This window comes from Streptomyces erythrochromogenes, from assembly GCF_036170895.1.
GTDB classification, from domain to species: Bacteria; Actinomycetota; Actinomycetes; order Streptomycetales; family Streptomycetaceae; genus Streptomyces; species Streptomyces erythrochromogenes.
This window is the reverse complement of the sequence record NZ_CP108036.1, coordinates 7680899-7702775: the sequence shown is the minus strand read 5'-3', so window position 1 is coordinate 7702775 and position 21877 is coordinate 7680899. Positions and strand designations below refer to the sequence as shown.

The following is a 21877-nucleotide window of genomic DNA, read 5'->3' as shown; positions in this document are numbered from 1 at the left end:
TGCGCGGTGTTCAGTCCTTCGCGGTGAAGACGGGTTCGCCGTCGAGGTAGGTCCGCAGCACGCGGGTGTCGGCGATCTCCTCCCCGGGGTGGGCGAAGGGGTCTCGGTCGAGGACGACGAGGTCGGCGTACTTGCCCGCCTCGACGGTGCCGGTGACGTCGTCGAGGTGGTTCACCCAGGCGCTGCCCGCGGTGTAGGCGGTCAGCGCCTGCGCGAGGGTCAGGGCCTGCTCCGGGAAGAACGGCGGCATGGGTCCGCAGGTCCGCACCGGGTCGAGGTCCTCGACGGGGACGGCGCGGTTGACGGCCACGTGGATGCCCCAGAGGGGGTTGGGGCTGCTGACGGACCAGTCGCTGCCGGCGACGAGGCGGGCGCCTGCTCGTCGCAGGTCACCGAACGGGTACTGGAGGGCGGCCCGTTCGGGTCCGAGGAAGGGGATGGTGAGCTCGTCCATCTGCGGTTCGTGGGCGGCCCAGAGCGCCTGGATGTTGGCGGCGGCGCCCAGGGCGGCGAACCTGCCGATGTCGTCGGGGTGGACGAGTTGCAGGTGGGCGAGGTGGTGGCGGTTGTCGTTGGCCCCGTTGGCGGTACGGGCCGCGGCGAGGGCGTCGAGCACCTCGCGCACGGCGCGGTCGCCGAGCGCGTGGAAGTGGAGCTGGAAGCCGGAGCGGTCGAGCCGGGTCACGGCCTCGGTGAGCAGCCCGGGGTCGATGAAGCTCAGACCCGAATTGGCCGTGGCGCAGCCGCAGCGGTCGAGGTAGGGCTCCAGCAGGCCGGCCGTGAAGTTCTCCGCGATGCCGTCCTGCATGATCTTGATGCTGGTGGCGTTGAAGCGGCCGGCCCGGCCGGTGCGGCGGCGTTCCTCCAGCTCGGGGATCTGTTCCAGGCCGCGTTCGCGGTCCCACCACAGGGCGCCGACGACGCGGGCGCGCAGCGAGCCCTCGCGGGCGGCGCGCAGGTAGACGTCGTAGTTGTCGGGGTTCCCGGGGAACGCACCGATCATGGCGTCCTGCCAGCTGGTCACGCCCAGGGAGAAGAGGTGTTCCTGCGCGGCGAGGAGGCCGGCGTGCGCCTCGTCCGGCGTGGCGATGGGCACGTGGCGGGCGACGAGGTCCATGGCGCCCTCCTGGAGGGTGCCGGCCGGGGTTCCGTCCGGCTCGCGCTCGATCCGGCCGTCGACCGGGTCCGGGGTGGTGCGGTCGACGCCGGACAGTTCGAACGCGCGGGTGTTGGCCCAGGCTCCGTGCCCGTCCCGGTTGGTGAGCATCACGGGCCGGTCGGGTACCACGGCGTCGAGCATGGTGCGCGTCGGAGTGCCTCCGGGGAAGGCGTCCATGGACCAGCCGCCGCCGCGGATCCACTCCGCGCCGGGGTGCCGCCGCGCGTGTCCGGCCACGACCGCGAGGTAGCCGTCGATGGTGCGCTCCGCGCTCAGGTCGCAGCCGAGCATCTGCACGCCGGCCACGACCGGGTGGACGTGCGCGTCCTGGAAGCCGGGGGCGAGCAGTCCGCCGCGCAGGTCGACCACCTCGGTGCCCGTGTCCGCGAGGGAGCGCACCTCGTTCTCGCCGGCGACGGCGAGGATCCGTCCGCCGGCCACGGCGACGGCGGCGTCGACCGGGGCCGGACCGGTCCCGGTGAACACCTTTCCGCCCACGAATACGGTGTCGGCCCGCTGCCTGTTCTTGGACATCGACGCATCCTCCGGCTCGGCGGGCGGACCCGCACGGCTTGTTTGTTGAGGAGGAGTGAACGGGAGCGCAACATTGTTGTCAACGGTGTTGCGCTCGCTCCGTTCCAAATCGATACACTGACCGCACCATGCCGAAGTCATCCGACACACCAGCCCGGTCCAAGCGCGCGGGCAGCCAGCTCACACCGGACGCGATCATCGAGGCGAGCCTGCGCATCGCGGCCCGCGGCAGCGAGGACGCCTTCACCGTCCGCCGCCTCGGCGAGGAGCTCGGCGCCGACCCCACGGCGATCTACCGGCACTTCCGCGACAAGGACGAACTCCTGCTGTCCGTCGCCGACCGCACCCTGGGCGAGGTCCTCGACAGCATCCCCGAGGGCCTCGACTGGAAGGGGCGGCTGCGGGCGCTCGCGGACGGCTCGCTGGAGGTCGCGCTGAAGTACCCGGTGGTCGGGTCGACCATGGCCAGCCGGACCACCCGGCGGCCGAACGAGTTCCGGGTGGTCGAGCTCATCCTGGGCGCCGTGATGGAGGCCGGGCTCGACGGCGCCGAGGCGGCCGTCCACTACCGCATGGTCGGCGACTCGCTCCTCGCGTACGTCGGCCAGCGCGCCGCCTACCTGTTGTTCGACCCGGACATCCGGGCGGCCGACGAGGCCTCCTGGAGCCGCGAATACCGCCTGGTCGACGCCGAGGGGTTCCCGAACATCACCCGACTGAGCACGCAGCTGGCCGAGGTGACGGACGATGAGATCTACCGGGCCCGGGTCGAGGCGCTGATCACCGCGATCGAGAAACGGGTCGAGACCCTCCGCACCCCTTAGGGGGTGCCCGTCCGGAGTGCGGTGGTCACGGCCGCGGTGCACGCTGGAGGTGACGAAGCACGGTGGCAGCCCCGGACGCCGCGGACCCTGGCGATCCCGGGCTGTCGCGGCACCGGGACACGGACCGGGAAGGCGCCACCCCGGCCACGTGCCGGATCCGGCCCGAGCGAGGGAGCCACGTGTGAACGCGTACCCGCCCATCGCCGACCACGGAATGGTCGGCGACCTCCAGACCGCCGCGCTCGTGTCCTCGCACGGCACGGTCGACTGGTGGTGCGCACCCCGGTTCGACTCCCCCAGCGTCTTCGGGTCCCTCCTCGACAGCGAGCGCGGCGGCTACTGCCGGCTCGCCGCCGACCTCGCCCACGAGCCCGGAACCGTGGTCCGCCAGCTCTACCAGGCGGACACGGCCGTCCTGGTCACCCGGTACATGGGCCCCGGAGGGGTCGGCGAGGTCGCCGACTTCATGGCTCCGCTGGAGACCACCGCGCCGACACAGCGGCACCGGCTGGTGCGGGTGGTGCGCGTGGTGCGGGGCAGTCTGGACTTCGACCTCGAATGCCGCCCGCGGTTCGACTACGGGCGCGCACCGCACACGTTCGAGGAGCTCGACCGGACGTCGGTCGTCTTCCGGGGTCCGGGCACGAAGCTGCACCTGCAGGTCGCCACGGTCGCCGGCCCCATCGTGCTGCGGCGCGACGGCGAGGACCTCACCTCCCGCTTCACCCTGGCCGCCGGGGAGGTGGCCGCCGTGGTGCTGACCAGCGACGCGGACGACGGCCCCGCGCCGCCTCCGCTGTCGGCCGAGGGGATCAGCGCCGAACTGCAGGCCTGCCGCACCTTCTGGCACACCTGGCTGCGCTCCTGCACCTACCGCGGCCGCTGGCGCGACATCGTGCACCGTTCGGCGATCACCCTCAAGCTGCTCACCTACGCCCCCACCGGCGCGCCGATCGCCGCGCTCACCATGGGGCTGCCCGAACAGGTCGGCGGCGAGCGCAACTGGGACTACCGCTTCACCTGGGTCCGGGACGCCTCCCTCTCCGTCAAGGCCCTGGTCGACCTCGGGTTCGTCGAGGAGGCCGCCGCCTTCCGCCGCTGGCTGCTCGACCGGCTCGCCGCCGGTGGCACCGCCTCGGGCGAGCCCCTGCAGATCATGTACCGCATCGACGGCGAACCCCATCTGACCGAGGAGATCCTGGACCACCTCGACGGCTACGAGGGCTCCAAGCCGGTCCGCGCCGGCAATGCGGCCGCCGACCAGATCCAGCTCGACATCTACGGCGAGGCCTCCGACGCCCTGGCCCAGACCCGCGACATGGGCGGGATCAAGGGATGGATGGCGTACGCCCACGTCCTGGACTGGCTCGCCGAGAACTGGGACCGTCCCGACGAGGGCATCTGGGAGACCCGGGGCGGCCGCCAGAACTTCACCTTCAGCCGCCTCATGACGTGGGTGGCCTTCGAGCGCGGCATCCACCTCGCCTCCGCGTTCGCGCGGCCCGCCGACATCGACCGGTGGAGGAAGGTCCGCGACACCGTCTTCGCGCAGATCGTCGAGCGCGGCTGGAACGCGGACAAGCAGGCCTTCGTCCAGCACTACGACACCGACGTGCTGGACGCCTCGCTCCTGCTCATGCCCCGGGTCGGATTCCTCTCCCCCACCGACCCGATCTGGCTCAGGACCCTTGAGGCCATGGACCGCGAACTGGTCAGCGACAGCCTGGTCTACCGCTACAACCCGGAGGCCTCCCCCGACGGGCTGCGCGGCTCGGAGGGCACCTTCAACCTCTGCAGCTTCCTCTACGTGGAGGCGCTGGCCCGCGCCGGCAAGCCGCAGGAAGCCCGGTACGCCTTCGACAAGATGCTCACCTACGCCAACCACGTCGGCCTGTTCGCCGAGGAGATCGGCCCGTCGGGCGAACAACTGGGCAACTTCCCCCAGGCGTTCACCCACCTCGCACTGATCGCGGCGGCCCTCGCCCTGGACGAGCAGCTCGACAGGGCGGAGGGAGGCGGCGCCGGTGGCTGAAGCCGCCGCTCCGGACCGGCCGCCGGGCGCGCCGCGCGGCGTACTGGCCCCGCTCGCCCTCGCGCAGTTCATCTGCAGCTTCGCCGGTTCCAACATGAACGTGATGATCAACGACATCAGCACGGACCTGGACACGACCGTCCAGGGCGTGCAGATCACCATCACGATCTTCCTCCTGGTGATGGCCGCGCTGATGATCCCGGGAGGCAAACTCACCGACCGCTACGGCCGCAAGCGGTGCTTCCTCGCCGGTCTCACGGTCTACGGCGTCGGCGCCCTGCTCAGCGCTGCCGCCCCGGGCCTGGGCGTCCTCATCCTCGGCAACTCGATCCTGGAGGGCGTCGGCACGGCGCTGCTCATCCCGCCCGTCTACATCCTCACGACGCTGCTCTTCACCGAAGTCTCCTCGCGCGCCCGCGCGTTCGGGACCATCATGGCGCTCGGCGGCGTCGGTGCGGCCGCGGGGCCGCTGATCGGGGGACTCATCACCTCGGGCATCGGCTGGCGGGCCGCCTTCGTCTTCCAGGCCCTGGTGATCGCCGTGATCATCCTGCTGAGCCGACGGATCGAAGACCCGCTGCCACCGGATCCCACGCGCCCCTTCGACACAGGCGGAGCCGTCCTGTCGGCCGTCGGCCTCATTCTCGTCGTCATGGGGATCCTGGCCGCCGACGACAACGTCTGGCTGATGGCCGGGCTGCTCGTCCTCGGTGCGCTGGTGCTGCTGTGGTTCTTCCGGTGGGTGCGCGCCAAGGAGCGGGCGGGGAAGGAGCCGCTCCTGTCGACGAGCCTGTTCCGCGACCGCACCTCCAACCTCGGTCTGGTCACGCAGAACATCCAGTGGCTGCTGCTCATGGGGACGTCGTTCACCGTGGCGGCCTATCTCCAGGTCGTGCGAGGCTACGACGCGATCCGGACCGGCGTGATCTTCACGGCCGCCACCCTGGGCCTGCTCGCCACGTCGCTGGCCGCCGAACGCCTGGCGCAGCGGTACGCGCAGCGCGCCCTCATCATGACGGGCTTCGTCGTGACGATCGCCGGCATCGCCCTGCTACTCGCCATGGTGAGCGGGTCCCCGAACCCCTGGGCGTTCGCACCCGGACTGCTGCTGATCGGCCTGGGCCTCGGCGTGATGCTGACCCCGTCGGTCAACATCGTGCAGTCGAGCTTCCCCGAGGAGCGGCAGGGCGAGATCTCCGGCCTGTCGCGCAGCGTGTCGAACCTGGGCTCCTCCCTCGGCACGGCGGTCGCCGGCACCATCCTCGTCGCCGGTCTCAGCACCCACGCCTACGGCGCCGCCATGGCCACCCTGGCGGTCCTGGGACTCGCCGGTCTCGCCGCCGCGGCCCTCCTCCCCCGGGGCCGGGCCCGGTCCCGGGCCGTCGCTTCCTGATCCTTCCGGGCCTGGCCGGGCACGCGGTGCGCGCGTGCGGGCCCGGCCCGGTGCTCACTTCGGCGGGGTCAGGCGCTCCCACAGGAAGGTGTGGACGAGGGCCTCGTTGAAGGCCGTCTGCCGGTGGTCGGTCGCGCCCGCGTGCCCGCCGCCGATGTGCTCGTGGAAGAACACGGGATGGCCGGCCTCGCGCAGCCGGGCGGCCATCTTGCGGGCGTGCCCCGGGTGGACGCGGTCGTCGCGGGTCGAGGTGAGCAGGAGCAGCGGCGGGTACGCGGGCCCGTCCGCCCGAATCCGGTGGTACGGGGAGATGTCCTGCAGGTGGGGCCGGTCCGCGGGGTCGTCGGGGTCGCCGTACTCGGCGATCCAGCTGGCGCCGGCGAGCAGCTTGTGGAAGCGGAGCATGTCCAGCAGCGGCACGTGCGCGACGACCGCGCCGAACAGTTCCGGTTCGCGGGTGAGCATCGCACCCATGAGGAGGCCGCCGTTGCTGCCGCCCTCGATGCCCAGCTGGGCATGGGTGGTGATGTCCCGGGCGACGAGGTCCCGGGCGACGGCGGCGAAGTCCTCGTACGCCCGGACCCGGTTCGCGCCGAGCGCCGCCCGGTGCCAGGCGGGCCCGTACTCGTGCCCGCCCCGGATGCCGGCGACGACGTAGGTGCCGCCGCGCGCGAGCCAGGCGCGGCCGGTGACCGCGCTGTACGACGGGACCATGGAGATCTCGAAGCCGCCGTACCCGTAGAGCAGGGTGGGGCCGGGGCCGGACCGCTCCCCGGGTCCGACGACGAAGTACGGGACCCGGGTGCCGTCCGCGGAGGTCGCGAAGAACTGGCTCACGGTGAGACCCGCGGTATCGAACAGCGCCGGGCTCTGCTTGACGGGCTCGCTGTCGTCCTCGCCGCCCGCCGTGCCCCGGTAGAGGGTGGAGGGCTGGAGGAAGCCGGTGACGAGGTGGAAGTACTCGTCGCCCACGTCCGGGTCGGTGCAGGTGACGGAGGCGGTGGACAGCGGCGGCAGGCCGGGCAGCGGTGCGCGGTGCCAGCCGTCGGGGCCGGGGGTGAGCAGCTCCAGGCTGGAGGAGACGTCGGCCCGGGTGCCGAGGATGAGGTGGTTGCGGGTCCAGCTGTATCCGCCGAGCGCGGTGCGCTCGTCCGGGGTGAACAGCACCTCGGCCTGCCGCGCTCCCGCCAGGAACGCCGCGAAGTCGAAGGCGAGCAGGCTGCCCGCGGGGTGGCCGAGCCACGGCGTCTTGGTGGTGACGGTCAGCCACTCCCGGTGGACGGAGGCGCTCGCGTCGTCCGGTACGTCGATCTTCACGGGCTCGGCGGAGGCGTCCTCGGGCAGGAGGAACAGCTCCTGGTTCCAGAAGTCGATCTGCCGGTGGACGAAGTCCCGCTCGAAGCCGGGGGTGTCGTCGTGCCAGCCGGAGGCGGACAGGTCGCCGGGGCGGCCCTCGTAGACGAGCTCGGCGGCTTCGAGGGGGGTGCCGCGGTGCCAGCGGCGCACCTGGAGCGGGTAGCCGGACGTGGACATCGAGCCGGCACCGAAGTCGGTGCCGATCCAGACCCGGTCGTGGTCGATCCACCCGATCCGGGTCTTGGCCTCGGCGACCGTGAACCCGTCCGTGACGAACTCCAGGGTCTCCAGGTCGAACTCGCGCACGACGCAGGCGTCGGCGCCGTCCCGGGAGAGCAGGACCAGGGCGCGGCGGTGCTCGGGGGCCAGGACCCTGCTGCCGGCCCACGCCCACTTCTCCCCTTCGGCCTCGGCCAGCGCGTCCAGGTCCAGGAGCACCTCCCAGGCCGGGCGGTCCGTGCGGTACTCCTCCAGCGTGGTGCGCCGCCACAGGCCCCGTACGTGGTCGGCGTCCTGCCAGAAGTTGTAGAGGTGGTGGCCGCGGCGGACGACGTAGGGGATCCGGCCGTCGTCGTCCAGCACCTCGCGCATCTCCTGCTCGAGCACCTTGAAGCCGGGGTCGCCGGTCAGCGCGTCCACGGTCTCGGCGTTGCGCTCCCGGACCCAGGCGAGGGCGTCCTCACCGGATACGTCTTCCAGCCACAGGTAGGGGTCTTCATCGCTCATCAGGCGATTGTGCAGGAAGCGACCGGCGGGGTCACTCGTCGGACGGGCGCCGGTCCTCGCGCAGGGCCTCGCGCCGGTCCTCGCGCCGGGCTTCGCGCAGGGCCGAGTGGACCGACCAGACGACGGAGACCAGCGGGACCGCGACCACGGCGCCGACCACGCCGGCGGCGATCGCGCCCGCGACCACCGAGATCGCGACGACCAACGGGTGGAGGCGGACGGCCCGGCTCATCACCAGCGGATGCAGCAGGTGGCCCTCGATCTGGCCGATGATCACGATCAGCGCGACGACGATCCCCGCGACGAGCGGGCCCTTCGCGGCGAGGGCCACGACCGCGGCGACCGCCAGCGCGACCGGTGACCCGATGAGGGGGATGAAGGCCGCGAAGAACTCCAGCAGCGCCAGCGGGACGGCCAGCGGGACCCCGAGGAGGTAGAGCGCCAGCCCGACGAGGACCGCGTTCGTCGCCGCGACCACGACGATCCCGTGGGTGTATCCGGTGAAGGTGCGCCAGCCCGCGCGCCCTGCGATCGTCACGCGCTCCCGCGCCGTCTCGGGCAGCTGGTCGCAGAACCACGCCCACTGCCGGTCGCCGCCGTGGAGGAAGAAGAACGAGCAGAAGACCGCCAGGGCGAGGACGGTCAGGACGTGGACGAGCCGCCCGGCTCCGCTGACCGCCTGGCTGAGCACCGTGGAGCGGTGGCTGGAGAGGTACTCGCCGATCCGGGACTGGACGTCGGAGAGCGCCTCCGGGTTCAGCCGGAAGGGGGGCTTCTCCAGCCACGCCTCGATGCTGGCCAGTCCCTCGCGGAACTCCCTGGCCAGGGTCGTGCTCTCCCCCGCCACCGCCTCGCCGACCAGGGTCAGCACGCCCAGCAGGATCAGCGCGCTGCCCATGAGGCCCAGGGCGACGGCGATCGTCCGGGGCACGGCCCGGGCCAGGTGCCGCGTGGGCACCCACAGCAGCGCGGTGACGACGAGGCCGAGGAAGACCGCGACCGCGATCTCGTGGAAGCGGCCGAGCAGGGCGAAGACCGCGTAGACGGCGGCGCCGACGACCAGCAGGCGCCAGGCGTACGACGCGGCCGTACGCAGGAACGGTGACACCGGCGGCATGGTCCATGGGTGCCACGGCGGGCCCGCGATGCCACGCACCGCGCCCCGGATTCGCCCGTCCGGGGCGGGCGGCCGGTGGAGGCGCAGGCGGAAGTGCAGGCGGAAGGGTCCGGCGGAGGGTGTCCGGTACGAGTCCGGAAAAACCCTTTGCCGGGGTCGGGGGCAGCCGCGCACGATGGCCTCCCGTGAGCACTTCCCGATGGGCAGCCGTACTGCCCGATCTGGCCCCGTGGCGTTCCAGCCGAGACTTCCGGCTCCTGTTCTACCAGGGGACGGTGACGTACTTCGGCTCCTTCATGGCGATGATCGCGCTGCCGCTGCAGATCAAGCACCTGACGGACTCGCCGCTGGCCGTCGGCGCGATGGGCGCGGTGGAGCTGGTACCGCTGGTGGTCTTCGGGCTGTACGGGGGCGCGCTCGCGGACGCGGTCGACCGGCGGCGGATGATCCTGCTGACCGAGGCGGCGCTCGGGGTGCTGGCCCTGGTGCTGCTGGTGAACGCGCTGCTGCCGGATCCGCTGCTGTGGCCGCTGTACGTGGTCGCGGCGGGCGTGTCGGCGCTGGCCGGGCTGCAGCGCCCGGCTCTGGACTCGCTGATGGCGCGGATCGTGCCGCACGACCAGCTGACCGCCGCGGCCGCGCTCAACGGGCTGCGCTACCAGTTCGGCGCGATCGTCGGCCCGGCGCTGGCCGGCCTGGTCGTCGCCTACGCCGGTCACGCCTCGGCCTATGCCGTCACCGTGGTGGGCTTCCTCGGGTCCGTTCTGCTGTGCGCGCGGCTCAGTCCGGCTCCGCCCGTCGAGGGCGCCGAGCGTCCGTCGCTGCACGGCATCGCCGAAGGTGCCCGCTACGCGTGGAGCAGGCCGGTGCTGCTGGGGACGTACGCCGTGGACCTCGCGGCGATGTTCTTCGCCTTCCCGAACACGATCTTTCCGTTCCTCGCGGACGAGCTGGACGCGGTGTGGGCACTGGGTCTGATGTACGCGGCGGGGGCGGTGGGCTCGCTGGTGCTGGGGCTGACCAGCGGCTGGGTGTCCCGGGTGCGCCGGCACGGGCTGCTGGTGGTGTTCGGTGCCACGGTGTGGGGTCTGGCGATCGCGGCGGGCGGCGTGGTGCCCGGCATCTGGCTGGTGCTGTTCTGCCTCGCCGTGGCGGGCGCCGGCGACATGCTGAGCGGGCTGGCCCGCGCCACGATCTGGAACCAGACGATCCCCGAGGAGCTGCGCGGCCGGCTCGCGGGCATCGAGGTGCTCTCGTACAGCGTGGGCCCGCAGCTCGGCCAGGTCCGTGCGGGCACCATGGCCGGCTGGACCGGGACCCGGCCGGCCTTCTGGAGCGGTGGTCTGGCCTGTGTGGCCTCGGTGGCGGTGCTGGCCGCGCTGCTGCCGAAGCTGATCTCGTACGACGCGGACACCGACGAGGACGCGCTGCGCCGCCGGGCCGCGCGGGAGGCCGAGCCGAGCGGTGCGCAGGCCGGCACGGCCGTGTGACGCGGCCCGGATGCGGGCCCTCAGCCCTCCTTGTCGGCGAGGATCCGGTCGGCCGCGTAGTGCGGGCAGTTCAGGGCGTGCCAGGTCACCGAGAGGGAGCCCGCCCCCGTCCGCAGCGTGCGCACCACCCCGTCGGCGGCGGTGGCCTTGCAGAAGGGGCACATGACGGTTTCCGGGCGTAGTAGATCGAACATGCCCAGTCCTTCCCGCAGGTTTCCAACACCGGACCTGTCCAGAACTATCAAATCCGGCGCCATTCGGCCGCAGTACCCACAAGTACGGATGGGTATTGAGTGACATGGCCGCGTCGGAACGGCCACGGGGAGGCGTCCGCGGCCCTTCCAACAGCGGCCCACCGGGCCGACCGTCACCCCGGCGGAGGGGACGGCGTCGTACGGGTTGCCCGGCATCACCGTGATGACGGCCGGGAGGGACCGCGGTGCAGAGGGGCTACGGTTCGAAAGTCGCGAGCATCTGTTCCAGCGCGGCCTGGTCCGGCCCCGTGAACGGGTCGAGGCCCGGTACCGCGGCGATGGTGTCGATGAGCTGCGGGGTGAGGCCCACCGCGGGTGGCAGGTGCGTGCACAGGACGGTGTGCGGGTCCATCACCCGCAGCGGGTCCACGGTGGCCAGGAACCGGTCCGGGTCCACCATCTGCACCCAGGGGCTGTCCACGCTCGCCCACAGCCGCTGGGACGCCCTCAGCTCCTCGGCCGGCACCTGCGCGACGTCGGTGCTCGTCGCCAGGTCCGCCGTGGGCATGGGCCCGCCGAAGCAGTCGGAGCTGAAACAGGTCCGCGAACGGTCGTCGTAGAAGCCCACGGTCGCCGGGTTGTCGAACAAGGGCGGCCGGAAGGCGTGGAGCGTGCGGTCGCCCACGTCCAGGGTCTGGCCGGGGTTGAGGAAGTACACCCGGTCCATGGGCAGCGGCCGCTCGGTGGACATGATCCCGGCACCGAGGAACGTCGTCACCAGGCGCGCCCCTGGAGCGGCTTCGAGCAGGGCGAACAGCCCTCCGGTGTGGTCGCGGTCGGGGTGGGTCAGCCAGATCCACTTCACGTCGGCGGGATCGATCACCGAACCGAGCGTGTCGAGGAAGTCCCGGTCGGGCAGGCCGAGGCCGGTGTCGACGACCACCGGCTGTTCGGCGTGCAGCACGAACGCGTTGATCGGGAGGAATCCGATGCCCGGAACCTCCAGACAGTCCGCGAGGACGGTGGTTTCGGGTCCCACCTTGTGCGTGCTCATGGCGATCTCCACGGCTGTGCGAGGTTCGGGTCCTCCCTCCATCGTGGCGCCGTCCGGGTGCCCCCGCGCGCGGGCGGCGGGCTCAGTTCGCGCAGTGCGTGTCCCGGGCGGGCCGCCGGCCGATGGTGAGGAACTCGGTGACGGCCCGGTCGCCGCACGCGTTGCCGTTGCCGAGGTAGAGCCCGTGCCCGCCCTGCTCGACGGTCACCATGCGGGCGCGGGCGCCGAGGGCCTCGCGCATCTTCAGGGCACCGGCCAGCGGCGTCGCCGGATCCCGGCGGCTCTGGAGCATGAGGACGTTGGACGGCCCGTCGTCGGTGATACGGGTGGGCGCCTCCTCGGGGGCGGTCTTCCAGAAGGAGCAGGGCAGCACGTTGGCGGGCATGCCGGCCGTGAGCGGGTAGCGGGCGCGGTCCTCCCGCACCGCGGCCCGGTAGCCGTTCGGGGAGGTGTGCGGCCAGGCGACGTCGTTGCAGATGACGCCGACCATGACCGCGGCGTCCTCGTCACGGAAGGGCTGTGCGAGCTCGGGCGGGAGCGCGGGGGTTCCCACCGGGTTCTGGGCGGCCTTGGCCAGTCGGGCGAACGCGGGGAAGGCGGCGTCGGCGTAGAGGGCGTTCTGGAGGACCTGGCGCAGCCCGTTGCCGGTCAGGGGCACCCCGGGCGTCGTCGACGGGCGCGGTTCCCGGTCGAGTCGGGCCGCGAGCGCGACGACCAGCGGTTCGACCTCCTCGGGCCGTGCTGCCAGGCGCAGGCCGTCCCGGTCCCGGTCGGGGTGCGCAGCCCAGGCCGCGAAGTCGGGGAAGCGCTCGTCGGCGCCGCGCGACATGTTCGCCAGCCAGCCGCGGGCGACCCGCTGCGGATCGGGGTCGCCCGTGCTGTCGAGGACCCAGCGGTCGGTGCGCCGCGGGTACTTCTGCGCGTACTCGGCCGCCACGTACGCCCCGTACGAGGTCCCCCAGGCGGAGAGCTTGCGTTCACCGAGGGCCTCGCGGAGGCGGTCGAGGTCCCGGACCTGGTTGGCGGTGGTGAAACTGCGCAGTTCGGTGCCCCCGTGGCGGGCACAGGCCTCGGCTATGCGGCGGGAGCGGGCGGTGTTCTCCGCGATCTCCCCGTCGGGGCCCGGCCAGGACCGCAGGGTGGTCAGGTACCGGTCCCCGGGGGCGAGGCCGCAGCTCGCGGTGGTGCTGGCGCCCACCCCGCGCGGGTCGAAGGCGACCAGGTCGTAGGCGCCGGCCAGCTCCCGCTGGAGGGCGGCGCCCTTCTGGGCCAGGCGCTGCACGCCGGATCCGCCGGGGCCGCCGGGGATAACGACGAGCGTGCCGCGGCGGGCCGCGGGGCGGTCGCTGAGGACGCGGGAGACGGCGACGTGGATCTGCCGGCCGTCGGGGTCGCCGTAGTCGAGCGGGACGGGCAGTACCGCGCACTCCTGGGCGGCCGGTCCGCCGGGTGTGGCGCAGGGCTTCCAGTCGAGCTTGGGGACGGCGGTGGTGGCGGGCCGGGCGACGGCCGGGGCGGCGGTCGCCGTGGGACCCGCCGCCACCGTGGCCGCGGCGAGGGCGAGGAGCAGGGCCTTCTTCGGGTGGGTCGTCATGGCGCAAGCCTTGTCGATCACACGCCGGGGCCCCATCCGGCAGGCCGGTCGGGCCGTGGTGGGGCCAACCCCCTTACGGCGGCGCCGGTTTGCCGGTTTCCGGCTTACGGCAGGGGCACGCCGCGGGCCGTGACCCAGAGCTCGTACCACTCCTCGTGCGTGAGGTCGGGTTCGCGCAGGGCCGCGTCCCGGCAGGCGCGGATCCGGTCCGGGCGGGCGGTGCCGATGACCGGTGCGATCCGCGACGGGTGCCGGATCAGCCACCACAGCAGGACGGTCTCGGGCGTCGTGCCCTTGCGCCGGGCCAGCTCGGCCAGCAGCTCGGCGGTGGCCCGCTCGGCCGGCGTCTGCTGGCGGCCGGTGAAACGGCCCTGGGCCAGCGCGCCCCAGGCCTGGAGGCGGATGCCGTGGTCACGGCAGTGTTCCAAGGTGCCGAAGGGGAATCCGTTGGCCGTGGCGGCGGGGGTGTTGAGCAGCACCCCTGCCTCCACCCAGTCGCGGCTGTGCAGGCTCATCTCCAGCTGGTTGGCCACGAGCGGCTGGTCCAGCCGGGCCTGGAGGTGGGCGATCTGCGCGGCGCCCATGTTGGACACGCCGAAGTGCCGTACGAGGCCCTGCCGGTGCAGGGAGGTCAGCGCCGAGGCGATGGAGTCCACGTCCGCCAGGGGATCGGGGCGGTGCAGCAGCAGGACGTCGATCACGTCGGTCCGCAGCCGGGTCAGGCTCTCCTCCACCCGGCGCGTGACGGTCTCCCCGCGCAGGTCGTACATGCCCGGGCGGTCCCCGTCGCCGAGCCGGATCCCGCACTTGGTCTGGAGCGTGATGCGGTCGCGCAGGCCGGGCGTCCGCGCGAGGACCTCGCCGAACACGGCCTCGGACTTGCCGTGCCGGTAGATGTCGGCGTGGTCGAAGACGGTGATCCCGCTGTCGAGGGCGGCCTCGACGGCCGCCTCGGCGGCATCGATGTCGCCCGGCCCGTACGGTTCCGGATCCCAGCTCCCGCCCAGGCCCATGCACCCGTACAGCACCCGGTCGTCGTCGCTCATGCCCACACCCTCGTTCGTCACCACGCCACCCTAGGCCGTGTCCTGCCGGTCTTGCCGGGCGGGCGGATCCGCGGGCGAACTCCTCGGCGAAGCGTGCTGCGCCGAGGGCCGCGCGGGCGGCAGGCCCGCGGCCCGTTCGGGACTCCCGGCCAGGGTGAGGGCGCACTGGCCTTGCACACCGTCGCCGCCGTTCCGCTTCGTCGTGTTGAAGCGGTCCCTGCAGTGGCCAGGGCCTGGCGGTGTGGTGGTTGCACATGCCGTAACGGCATGTGGTGTCGTCGAGGCACCACAGCACGAAAGGCTCCGTCTGCGATGTACCCCTCCGCCACACCTCCCCGGCAGGTCAAGATCGGCGATGCCGCCGCCTTCGCCGGGACCACCCCGCGCGCCATTCGCCACTACCACGAGATCGGGCTGCTGCCGGAGCCCGAGCGCGGTGGGGACGGCCGCCGCCGCTACGGCTACGACGACATGATCCGCCTCCTGTGGATCCGCAAGATGGCGGGAGTCGGGATCAGCCTGGACGACATGCGGGCCGCCTTCGATGAAGGCCGGGACGTCGAGGAGACCCTTTGCTGGCTGGAGGAAACCCTGGCCGCCCGGGAGGCGGACATCAAACGTCAGCGCGCGGCCGTCCAGCGCCTGCGCACCGTGGGCAGCCCGATGGGTCTGCTCTCCGAACTGGTGACGGACCGGATCAGCCACCTGCCCCCCGGCGCGCTGCGCCCCTCCGATCTGGAAGCCCTGCTGGTCACGGAACGAATCTTCGGGCCGCTGGGCGCCGCCCTCCAAGCCAGCGTGTTCATCGTGCTGGCCGCGCACTCCGACCTGCGTGCCGAGGCGGACCGCCTCGACGCGGCCGATACCGCCCTCGACGACAGCGTCGATCCCGATGACCCGCGCGTCGAAGCACTCGCCGAGCAGCACTGTGCCCACCACAGAGCCCTGCACCAGGCCATCGAGGCAGCCGGGCTGCACGCGGCCGAGGAGAGGCTCTTCGAGACCTACGACGCGGACCTGAAGGGCGAGGAAGACGCCCAGATGAGCGCCTTCGAGGCGGTTGCCAAGATGCCCTACGACTTCTCCCCCGCCCGGATGCGGTGCATGGAACTCACGGCACAGCTCCTCGGCCAGGACCTCTCCACGGACAGCTGATCACGTGCCCGGGGGCCATCATCGCCGGCGCGCATGTCCTGGACGCCTTGGCGATTCCACCGGTTCCGAACAGGAACTGGCCCAGAACCGCCGTCCCGGCCCCGGCCGACGCGCGGTCCAGAGCGTCGACGGCCCCGCGATGCCGGAAACAGTCCGCCTGCCGGGGAGTCACCCCGACCTGCCGTGGCCAGGAGAGCGGCCGCCGGGGTACGGCGTAGTGCGTCACCGAGTCGGCGCGACCGACCACGACGGCGCCACAAATCCGGCTCGACCGTATAGCTGCCGCTTGATCTTCTTGATCCGATTCACGGCGCCCTCGATGCTGCCCGAGCTCCAGTCCAGGGGGAGCCCGGCTGTCACAGCGTCAAGGTCCCGGAGCAGGCGGAGTGCGAAGCCGGTGAGACGCGCTGGCCGGAGCCCCGCGGAGGGTGGCGATGTGGGCGCGGACCATCTGGCAGGTGACGGGCGCGTTGTCGGCGACGAGTTCGCTGTGGCGGTGGGTGACGCTGGTGCAGCCTGCGGCGAAGCGTCGTTCCAGGTAGGGCTTGTAGGGGTCCAGTCTGCTGGGCCTGGCCGGCTTACTCGGATGGTGTTTCATGCCAGCGTGCGGCGTTCGCGTACGGCAGGGCGGTGTTGAGGCCCCAGCCCAGGTGTCGGGCGATCCCCAGAACGAAGAACGCATGTCGGCCGTTGCAGGCAGCGTTGCTGGCCTGAGGTGCCTGGAGATGTCGGTCAGAACCAGGAACGGCTGGAGGGTCAGGCACCGATTCGACGCATCCACCAGGGGAGGTGTTGGGGCGCGAAGGGATTGTTGAGGGTGCGGTCGAGCACGTGCTCGTCTGCGGGACCGATGACTGCGCTCAGCTCGCGTCGCGCCTTGGACTTCAGAGCACGGAGTGTCATCTCCAACAGGGTGGGGACGTGGTGGTCGCCGTTGCGGAGGTCTGTTTTCCTGGGGCGCTACCGACCCGGCCCCGACATCCGCTACCACCAGGCCCCCACCCCATGAACGAAGCGTGCGCCGCTGCGGCCCGGCCCGCTCCGGAGATCTGCCTCACCCGCGGCAGCAGCGCGTGCGGGCGGGCCCGCCGGGGTCAGGAGGCGGCGGACACGTAGTGGTCGGCGTACGCCTGGAGGCGGGGAGCGAGTGGGCTCTCGGCGCCGTCGGAGTGCGCCTGCATCCACAGCTCGTTCTCCACGACGAAGCGGTATGCGAACTCCTCGAAGGTGTCGGCGCACCGCACCATCGAGGAGGCCACCGCGGCCCGGACCTCCTCGGTCGGCTCCCCGTCCGCCCACCAGCCGGCGGACTCCAGCTCCACATGCGAGAAGACCACGAACGCCTCGCCGGAGGGGCGCAGGTACAGGTACCAGATGACGCAGTCCTGCTGGTCGCGCAGGAACCGCAGGAGACGGGCGCCGTCCTCGGCCGGGCTGTGCAGCGGACCGGAAAGGTGGCTCCAGCAGGCTGTCACCGAGACCTCGTCGAAGGTGCGGCAGAGGTGCTCGCTGCCGTAGAAGGCGGCGAAGCCCTCGGGGAGCGCCAGTCCGGCCTCGGTCAGTTCCCGCTCCAAGGCCGCGAGATGCTCCGCGTGCTCCGATCGCGGCCCGCCCGCCCCGCCCAACCAGTCGAACCCGTCATCGAGGTGCGCGGCCTCCAGCGGCGGCAGGCTCTCCAGGGGGTACACCTCGTATGTGGACGCGCAGGGCCGCAAGCTCCCGAGGTCCGTGGCGCACCAGCCGGTGGGGAAGGCGATGGCCGCGGCGTCGGCTGCGGGCCCGGAGACGGAAACGGACATGGAGAACCCTTCGGAAGGTGGCTGGTTCAGCGGTATGCCCGTATCCTCGCGCCCGCCACTGACAACGGCCGGCCGGACATCGCCCGGGGTCACGTACAGGGCTCCGCACCGGCCCTCTGCATCCCCGTGACGCTCCGCCTTCACGGGGGCGGGCTTTCCGTGGGGGCACGGGGTCGGCCGTGCCGACCCCGTGCCCGCGGTAGCGGCGCTTGCCGGTCAGCCCGTAGGTGTCGCCGTCCGCCGTCGCCGCCGCATGATCGAGTCTGAAGCCCCGTCCGCCGGCTTCGGGGTCGAGACGGTAGACGTCCGGCAAGGACGCCGGTGCGGTGATCGGCAGGAGTGCAAGACCGGCATCCTCTCCCCCAGCACCGACAGGTCGTGGACATGGCCCCTCCTGTACGCGTCCACTCCGGTACGGATGATGGTCCACGCTGCGGACGGGTCACGCCGTTCCCGCCGTGTCCGCACCACCCGCTGGCGGGGAGGAGACCGTCAGTGCGCGACGCCGACCAGGCTCGGCACCCGCACGTTTGCCCGGTCATGCCCCCAGGTCCTCCGTCACGGGCAGGCATTCGGCGAGCAGGTCGACGACGTCGCGCCAGGCTCGCTGCGCGTGCCGTCGGTGGTAGCCGACGCCGGGGACCACGGGGTGGTCGACCGGCGGGTGGTGGAAGGCGTGCAAGGCTCCGCCGTAGACCGTGAGGCGCCAGTCGACGCCCGCGGCCTGCATCTCAGTGGTGAACGCGTTTCGTTGCGCGGGCGGCATGATCGGGTCTTCCGACCCGACCCCGGCCCACACCGGGCAGCGAATGCGCGCCGCCTCGCCCGGTCGGCCCGTGGTAGTTGCGTTGACTGTCCCTATCGCGTGCAGGGTGGCGCCGCCTCGCCCGAGTTCCAGCGCGATGGCGCCCCCGGTTCCGTAGCCGATGGCGGCGATCCGGTCGGGGTCGGTCCGGGGCTCTGTGCGCAACACGTCGAGCGCCGCATGGCCGATCCCCCGCATCCGGTCGGGATCAGCGAGCAGTGGCATGCAACGGGCCAGCATCTCCTCGGGGTCTCCCAAATAGCGCCCCCCATGAAGGTCGAAGGCCAGCGCTACATATCCCAGCTCGGCAAGAGCGTCGGCCCGGCGGCGCTCGACATCGCTGAGCCCCATGCCCTCAGGTCCGAGCAGCACCGCGGGCCGGCGGTCGACACCGGCCGGGAGGGCGAGGTGCCCGATCATCGTCAAACCGTCGGCAGGGTACTCGACCGTACGCGTCGCAATCGTCGTCATGAGACTGGACCGTAGTGATCGTCGAGCCCGGTCCGGTCTGTGTTCTGCCGCTGGCAGAACAGCGCGGGTGTCCCGCTGCAGAAAGTGCCGCCACGATTGATCATGATCCGCGAGTTCCCACGGCGGCGATCCCTGCGGCAGGTCCGCACAGCAGGGCGAACACGCCACCGGCCGGGTTCCGACCTTCCTTGCGGGCCTCGCCGGCGGGGCGGCCGGTACCGTCGAAGCAGGCCACGACGTAGCCCGGGTGGCCGCGAGGCCGCCTACGCGGCCAGCGCGCCGCCCTGTGTCGCCTTGCGGTGGCGGGCGGTCAGCCGCGAGCCGGACTCGCGGCGGGCGGCGCGGCGCAGGAGCGGTACCGCGAGGAGGAATCCGAGGACCGCCCAGGCCGTGAGGACCAGGGCGACCATGGGCAGTTCCCATGAGCCGGCCGCCTCGGCGGCCCGTGCCGAATCCGGGAGCAGTGCCGAACGCAGGCCCTGTGCCATCCACTTGAGCGGAAAGACTGCGGCTACCTGCTGGACCGGCACGGGCAGTGCGGTGATCGGAAACACCGTCCCCGAGGTCAGCAGGAGGCCCATCGTCGGCAGCATGATCAACGCCAGGGCCTCGCGGGGGTTGGGCAGTACGGCGCCTATGGCCGCGCCGAGCGGTATGACGGCGAGCAGTCCGAGGGTGGTGACCCACAGCAGCGTCAGCCAGTCGCCCGGCCCGTGCGGCAGTGGCCCGTCCACCAGCAGCGCCCCGGCGATCAGGAGCAGCGCCAGGGTGCCGACGGCCAGGACGACCGTCAGCAGGCACTTGGCGACGAGGTAGGCAGGTATCCCGCCGGGCGTGGCGCGCAGCCGCAGCAGGGCACCCTCCTCCCGCTCGGTCACGAGGACCTGCGGCAGGTTGATCAGCCCGACCTGGAACAGCAGGTAGGCGGCGAAGCCCGCCAGCACCAGATGAGTCATCGGGGTTCGGGTCCCGGGCACGTCGTCGCTGACATAGCCGGCGACGAGCAGCGCGACGACCACGTTGGTCAGATGGCCGGTCATCTCCTTGCCGTTGCGCAGGAGGTGCCGCAGCTCGATTCCGCAGCGCTGGAGTCCGGCACCCCAGCTGTTCGTCCGGTTCGTCATGCGTGTCCCCCTCATGCGGCCGGTACCTCCTCGTCTGCGTCCCCGTCCGTGCCGTCGGCTCCGTCCGTGCCCTCGGCCTCCCGGTGCACCATGTGCAGGTAGGTGTCCTCCAGCGTCGGGCGGCGGACCTCCAGGTCGGCGATCGGGCCGTCCGCGTGCCGGTGGAGTTCCCAGACCAGCCGTGAGGGGTCCGCTGTGCGTTCGCGGCGGGGTGTCCCGTCCTCGGCCGTCCAGCGGACCTCGGCCTGGGCGGCGGCTTCCCGGGCCAGTTCCGCGGGTGTGCCACAGGCCCGGATCCGGCCGCCGACCAGCATGGCGATCCGGTCGGCGAGCCGCTCGGCCTCCGCCAGGTCGTGGGTGGTGAGCAGGACGGTGACGCCCTCGTCGCGGGCCAGCTGCTCGACCAGGAGGTGGAACTCGTGCCGCGCCTGGGGGTCGAAGCCGGTGGTCGGCTCGTCGAGGAAGAGGAGTTCGGGGCGGCCGACGATGCCGAGCGCGACGTCGAGGCGCCGGCGCTGGCCGCCGGACAGCCGGTCCACCTGCCGGCCGGCCTGATCGGTGAGGCCGACCAGGGCCAGCAGTTCGGCCGGGTCGTGCGGGTCGGGGTAGTAGGTCGCGAAGTGGGTCAGCAGCTCGGCGACCCGCCAGCGGCGGTGGTCCCGCCAGGACTGCAGGACCAGCCCGATCCGGGCCCGCCACGCGTCGCCGCCCCGCTCGGGATCCGTGCCGAGGACGCTCACCTCGCCGCCGGAGCGCTGCCGGAAGCCTTCCAGGATCTCGACGGTCGTGGTCTTCCCCGCACCGTTGGGCCCGAGCAGGGCGAAGACCTCGCCGCGGTGGATGTCCAGATCGACGCCGCGCAGGACGTCGGCATCGCCGTACGCCATGGCCAGCTCGCGCACCCGGATCACGGGCTGGACGCCGGTGCGCCCGAACGCCGTCATCGGTCCGCCTCCGCGTGGGGCTGCCGTTGCGCCGCCCCGGTCGCCGGCCCGGCGCTGTCTACGATGGCCCGGAGTGCCGCCACATGTCCCTCGAAGGCGGTGCGACCGCGGTCCGTCAGCCGCACCTTCGTACGGCGGTTGCGGCCGCCGCCCTCCTTCTGGATCTCCAGGTATCCGGCCCCCTCCAAGGTGTGCAGCTGCTTGGACAGCGCGGAGTCGCTGAGCGAGAGGCTGTCGCGGACGAACGCGAAGTCCGCCCACTCGGTGGCGGCCAGCAGCGCGACCACCGACAGTCGGGTGGCGGGGTGGATCAGCTCGTCGAAGCCGACGGGGGTGCTCATCGGCCCGCCGCCTGCTCGGCCGCCGGTTCGCCGCCGCTGCGCACCGAGTCGGCCGCCCAGCGGTTGGCGGGACCGAGGCAGAGCAGGTACACGGCCACCGCGGCCGTGGCCTGGACGGGGCCGGCGCAGATCGGCGCCAGCGGCTCGGTCACATGGTCCGCCAGCACGATCGTCCCGCCGACCAGCACCGCCGCCGCACCGAACGCGGCCCACATACGCCCGGGGCAGCGAGTGTGGTGCAGTTGCATCCGGTTCCTACGGCCGTTCATCACGACCAGCACGCTCAACAGGCCGACGTAGGCGGCCACGAACAGTCCGACGCCCCACCGGGGCAGGTCCATGCCGACGCCGGCAAGGAACACCCACATGAGCGCGGCCGTGCCGTAGGTCATGCCGCGCCCGCCGGACACGGAGCGCTCGAACTCGTCGTACACCCGCTCCTGCGGCACTCGGATGCGCTGGAGATCCTGCCATGCCCGTTCGGCATCCACCGGCATGCTCACGGTCGTCGCTCTCCCGTCCCCGATTACTTTCCTACAAGGAAAGTTACCCTTGGCTTTCCTGATGGGCAAGTCGGAGATTTGCCGGCACGGGGACGGCCTTGGGAACCGACGACCAGCCGTGGCACCGCACTGCGGCCGCACGCCGCCATTGGGCGAAGACTCCGGCCAGCCGGGCACCGGCCCGGCCGGCGAGCGCGAGGCCGACCGCGGCCGACG

General features: G+C 72.3%; 19 protein-coding genes and 1 pseudogene. 5 read left to right on the top strand and 15 right to left on the bottom strand.

The genetic code is table 11. The features are described from left to right. Positions 1-10: 10 nt before the first annotated feature. Positions 11-1693 carry an amidohydrolase gene (locus OHA91_RS35270; protein WP_328740703.1) on the bottom strand — a complete coding sequence of 561 codons (1683 nt, stop codon included), beginning with the start codon at positions 1691-1693 and terminating at the stop codon, positions 11-13. A gap of 128 nt (positions 1694-1821) precedes the next feature. Here OHA91_RS35270 and OHA91_RS35265 point away from each other — a divergent pair, with 128 nt between their 5' ends. From OHA91_RS35265 to OHA91_RS35255, 3 genes are all read left to right on the top strand, one after another. After that, positions 1822-2517: a TetR/AcrR family transcriptional regulator gene (locus tag OHA91_RS35265; protein ID WP_051893792.1), complete on the top strand. Its 696-nt coding sequence runs from the start codon at positions 1822-1824 to the stop codon at positions 2515-2517. Between the two features lie 181 nt (positions 2518-2698). Then, a complete protein-coding gene (locus tag OHA91_RS35260; protein ID WP_031157573.1) occupies positions 2699-4549 on the top strand; it encodes a glycoside hydrolase family 15 protein in 1851 nt (616 codons plus the stop codon). Continuing rightward, positions 4542-5942 carry an MFS transporter gene (locus OHA91_RS35255; protein WP_328740701.1) on the top strand — a complete coding sequence of 467 codons (1401 nt, stop codon included), beginning with the start codon at positions 4542-4544 and terminating at the stop codon, positions 5940-5942. Before OHA91_RS35260 ends, OHA91_RS35255 begins: the two co-directional genes overlap by 8 nt. A 54-nt stretch (positions 5943-5996) precedes the next feature. Here OHA91_RS35255 and OHA91_RS35250 read toward each other — a convergent pair whose 3' ends face one another. Together OHA91_RS35250 and OHA91_RS35245 are read right to left on the bottom strand one after the other, a co-directional pair. Further along, entirely contained in the window at positions 5997-8024 is a 2028-nt protein-coding gene (locus tag OHA91_RS35250) for a prolyl oligopeptidase family serine peptidase (RefSeq protein WP_328740700.1), read from the bottom strand. 31 nt (positions 8025-8055) lie between these two features. Further along, positions 8056-9141 carry an AI-2E family transporter gene (locus OHA91_RS35245; RefSeq protein ID WP_328740699.1) on the bottom strand — a complete coding sequence of 362 codons (1086 nt, stop codon included), beginning with the start codon at positions 9139-9141 and terminating at the stop codon, positions 8056-8058. Between the two features lie 185 nt (positions 9142-9326). Here OHA91_RS35245 and OHA91_RS35240 point away from each other — a divergent pair, with 185 nt between their 5' ends. Further along, the gene (locus tag OHA91_RS35240) at positions 9327-10631 is read left to right on the top strand and encodes an MFS transporter (protein WP_328740698.1); all 1305 of its coding nucleotides are present in this window, start codon (positions 9327-9329) and stop codon (positions 10629-10631) included. Positions 10632-10651: 20 nt separating this feature from the next. Here OHA91_RS35240 and OHA91_RS35235 read toward each other — a convergent pair whose 3' ends face one another. From OHA91_RS35235 to OHA91_RS35220, 4 genes are all read right to left on the bottom strand, one after another. Further along, the gene (locus OHA91_RS35235) at positions 10652-10825 is read right to left on the bottom strand and encodes a hypothetical protein (RefSeq protein WP_158714903.1); all 174 of its coding nucleotides are present in this window, start codon (positions 10823-10825) and stop codon (positions 10652-10654) included. Positions 10826-11081: 256 nt separating this feature from the next. After that, a complete protein-coding gene (locus OHA91_RS35230) occupies positions 11082-11879 on the bottom strand; it encodes an MBL fold metallo-hydrolase (RefSeq protein WP_328740696.1) in 798 nt (265 codons plus the stop codon). Between the two features lie 82 nt (positions 11880-11961). Continuing rightward, complete coding sequence (locus tag OHA91_RS35225) at positions 11962-13473, bottom strand: alpha/beta hydrolase (protein ID WP_328740695.1); 1512 nt, start codon at positions 13471-13473, stop codon at positions 11962-11964. A 104-nt stretch (positions 13474-13577) separates the two neighbouring features. Further along, entirely contained in the window at positions 13578-14540 is a 963-nt protein-coding gene (locus OHA91_RS35220; protein WP_245240277.1) for an aldo/keto reductase, read from the bottom strand. A 291-nt stretch (positions 14541-14831) separates the two neighbouring features. Between OHA91_RS35220 and OHA91_RS35215 the strand changes: the two genes are divergently transcribed. Continuing rightward, positions 14832-15674: a MerR family transcriptional regulator gene (locus OHA91_RS35215; protein WP_328740694.1), complete on the top strand. Its 843-nt coding sequence runs from the start codon at positions 14832-14834 to the stop codon at positions 15672-15674. Positions 15675-15896: 222 nt separating this feature from the next. Here the strand turns inward: OHA91_RS35215 and OHA91_RS40055 are convergent. From OHA91_RS40055 to OHA91_RS35180, 8 genes and pseudogenes are all read right to left on the bottom strand, one after another. Next, positions 15897-16076, bottom strand: a pseudogene (locus OHA91_RS40055) (hypothetical protein); the annotation flags it as partial. Between the two features lie 354 nt (positions 16077-16430). Then, positions 16431-16577, bottom strand: coding sequence for a hypothetical protein (locus OHA91_RS35210; protein ID WP_266505408.1), 147 nt, complete (start codon positions 16575-16577; stop codon positions 16431-16433). 191 nt (positions 16578-16768) lie between these two features. After that, the gene (locus tag OHA91_RS35205; RefSeq protein WP_031157563.1) at positions 16769-17473 is read right to left on the bottom strand and encodes a hypothetical protein; all 705 of its coding nucleotides are present in this window, start codon (positions 17471-17473) and stop codon (positions 16769-16771) included. A gap of 538 nt (positions 17474-18011) precedes the next feature. Then, complete coding sequence (locus OHA91_RS35200) at positions 18012-18749, bottom strand: dienelactone hydrolase family protein (RefSeq protein ID WP_031157562.1); 738 nt, start codon at positions 18747-18749, stop codon at positions 18012-18014. A gap of 263 nt (positions 18750-19012) precedes the next feature. Then, on the bottom strand, positions 19013-19873 hold the full coding sequence (locus OHA91_RS35195; protein WP_037633832.1) for an ABC transporter permease: 861 nt from the start codon (positions 19871-19873) through the stop codon (positions 19013-19015). Between the two features lie 11 nt (positions 19874-19884). Further along, entirely contained in the window at positions 19885-20817 is a 933-nt protein-coding gene (locus OHA91_RS35190) for an ABC transporter ATP-binding protein (RefSeq protein WP_031157560.1), read from the bottom strand. Continuing rightward, on the bottom strand, positions 20814-21158 hold the full coding sequence (locus tag OHA91_RS35185) for a transcriptional regulator (protein WP_037633831.1): 345 nt from the start codon (positions 21156-21158) through the stop codon (positions 20814-20816). Before OHA91_RS35185 ends, OHA91_RS35190 begins: the two co-directional genes overlap by 4 nt. Further along, positions 21155-21655 carry a hypothetical protein gene (locus OHA91_RS35180; RefSeq protein WP_031157558.1) on the bottom strand — a complete coding sequence of 167 codons (501 nt, stop codon included), beginning with the start codon at positions 21653-21655 and terminating at the stop codon, positions 21155-21157. The genes OHA91_RS35185 and OHA91_RS35180 overlap by 4 nt, the downstream gene beginning before the upstream one ends. Between the last annotated feature and the right edge of the window lie 222 nt (positions 21656-21877).

Bases quoted from the DNA above. Each gene is read 5' to 3' on its own strand.
- OHA91_RS35205 (WP_031157563.1), bottom strand. From the start codon at position 17,473: ATGTCCGTTTCCGTCTCCGGGCCCGCAGCCGACGCCGCGGCCATCGCC.
- OHA91_RS35245 (WP_328740699.1), bottom strand. From the start codon at position 9,141: ATGCCGCCGGTGTCACCGTTCCTGCGTACGGCCGCGTCGTACGCCTGG.
- OHA91_RS35210 (WP_266505408.1), bottom strand. From the start codon at position 16,577: ATGACACTCCGTGCTCTGAAGTCCAAGGCGCGACGCGAGCTGAGCGCA.
- OHA91_RS35225 (WP_328740695.1), bottom strand. From the start codon at position 13,473: ATGACGACCCACCCGAAGAAGGCCCTGCTCCTCGCCCTCGCCGCGGCC.
- OHA91_RS35250 (WP_328740700.1), bottom strand. From the start codon at position 8,024: ATGAGCGATGAAGACCCCTACCTGTGGCTGGAAGACGTATCCGGTGAG.
- OHA91_RS35180 (WP_031157558.1), bottom strand. From the start codon at position 21,655: ATGCCGGTGGATGCCGAACGGGCATGGCAGGATCTCCAGCGCATCCGA.
- OHA91_RS35185 (WP_037633831.1), bottom strand. From the start codon at position 21,158: ATGAGCACCCCCGTCGGCTTCGACGAGCTGATCCACCCCGCCACCCGA.
- OHA91_RS35200 (WP_031157562.1), bottom strand. From the start codon at position 18,749: ATGACGACGATTGCGACGCGTACGGTCGAGTACCCTGCCGACGGTTTG.
- OHA91_RS35195 (WP_037633832.1), bottom strand. From the start codon at position 19,873: ATGACGAACCGGACGAACAGCTGGGGTGCCGGACTCCAGCGCTGCGGA.
- OHA91_RS35265 (WP_051893792.1), top strand. From the start codon at position 1,822: ATGCCGAAGTCATCCGACACACCAGCCCGGTCCAAGCGCGCGGGCAGC.
- OHA91_RS35235 (WP_158714903.1), bottom strand. From the start codon at position 10,825: ATGTTCGATCTACTACGCCCGGAAACCGTCATGTGCCCCTTCTGCAAG.
- OHA91_RS35215 (WP_328740694.1), top strand. From the start codon at position 14,832: ATGTACCCCTCCGCCACACCTCCCCGGCAGGTCAAGATCGGCGATGCC.
- OHA91_RS35270 (WP_328740703.1), bottom strand. From the start codon at position 1,693: ATGTCCAAGAACAGGCAGCGGGCCGACACCGTATTCGTGGGCGGAAAG.
- OHA91_RS35230 (WP_328740696.1), bottom strand. From the start codon at position 11,879: ATGAGCACGCACAAGGTGGGACCCGAAACCACCGTCCTCGCGGACTGT.
- OHA91_RS35190 (WP_031157560.1), bottom strand. From the start codon at position 20,817: ATGACGGCGTTCGGGCGCACCGGCGTCCAGCCCGTGATCCGGGTGCGC.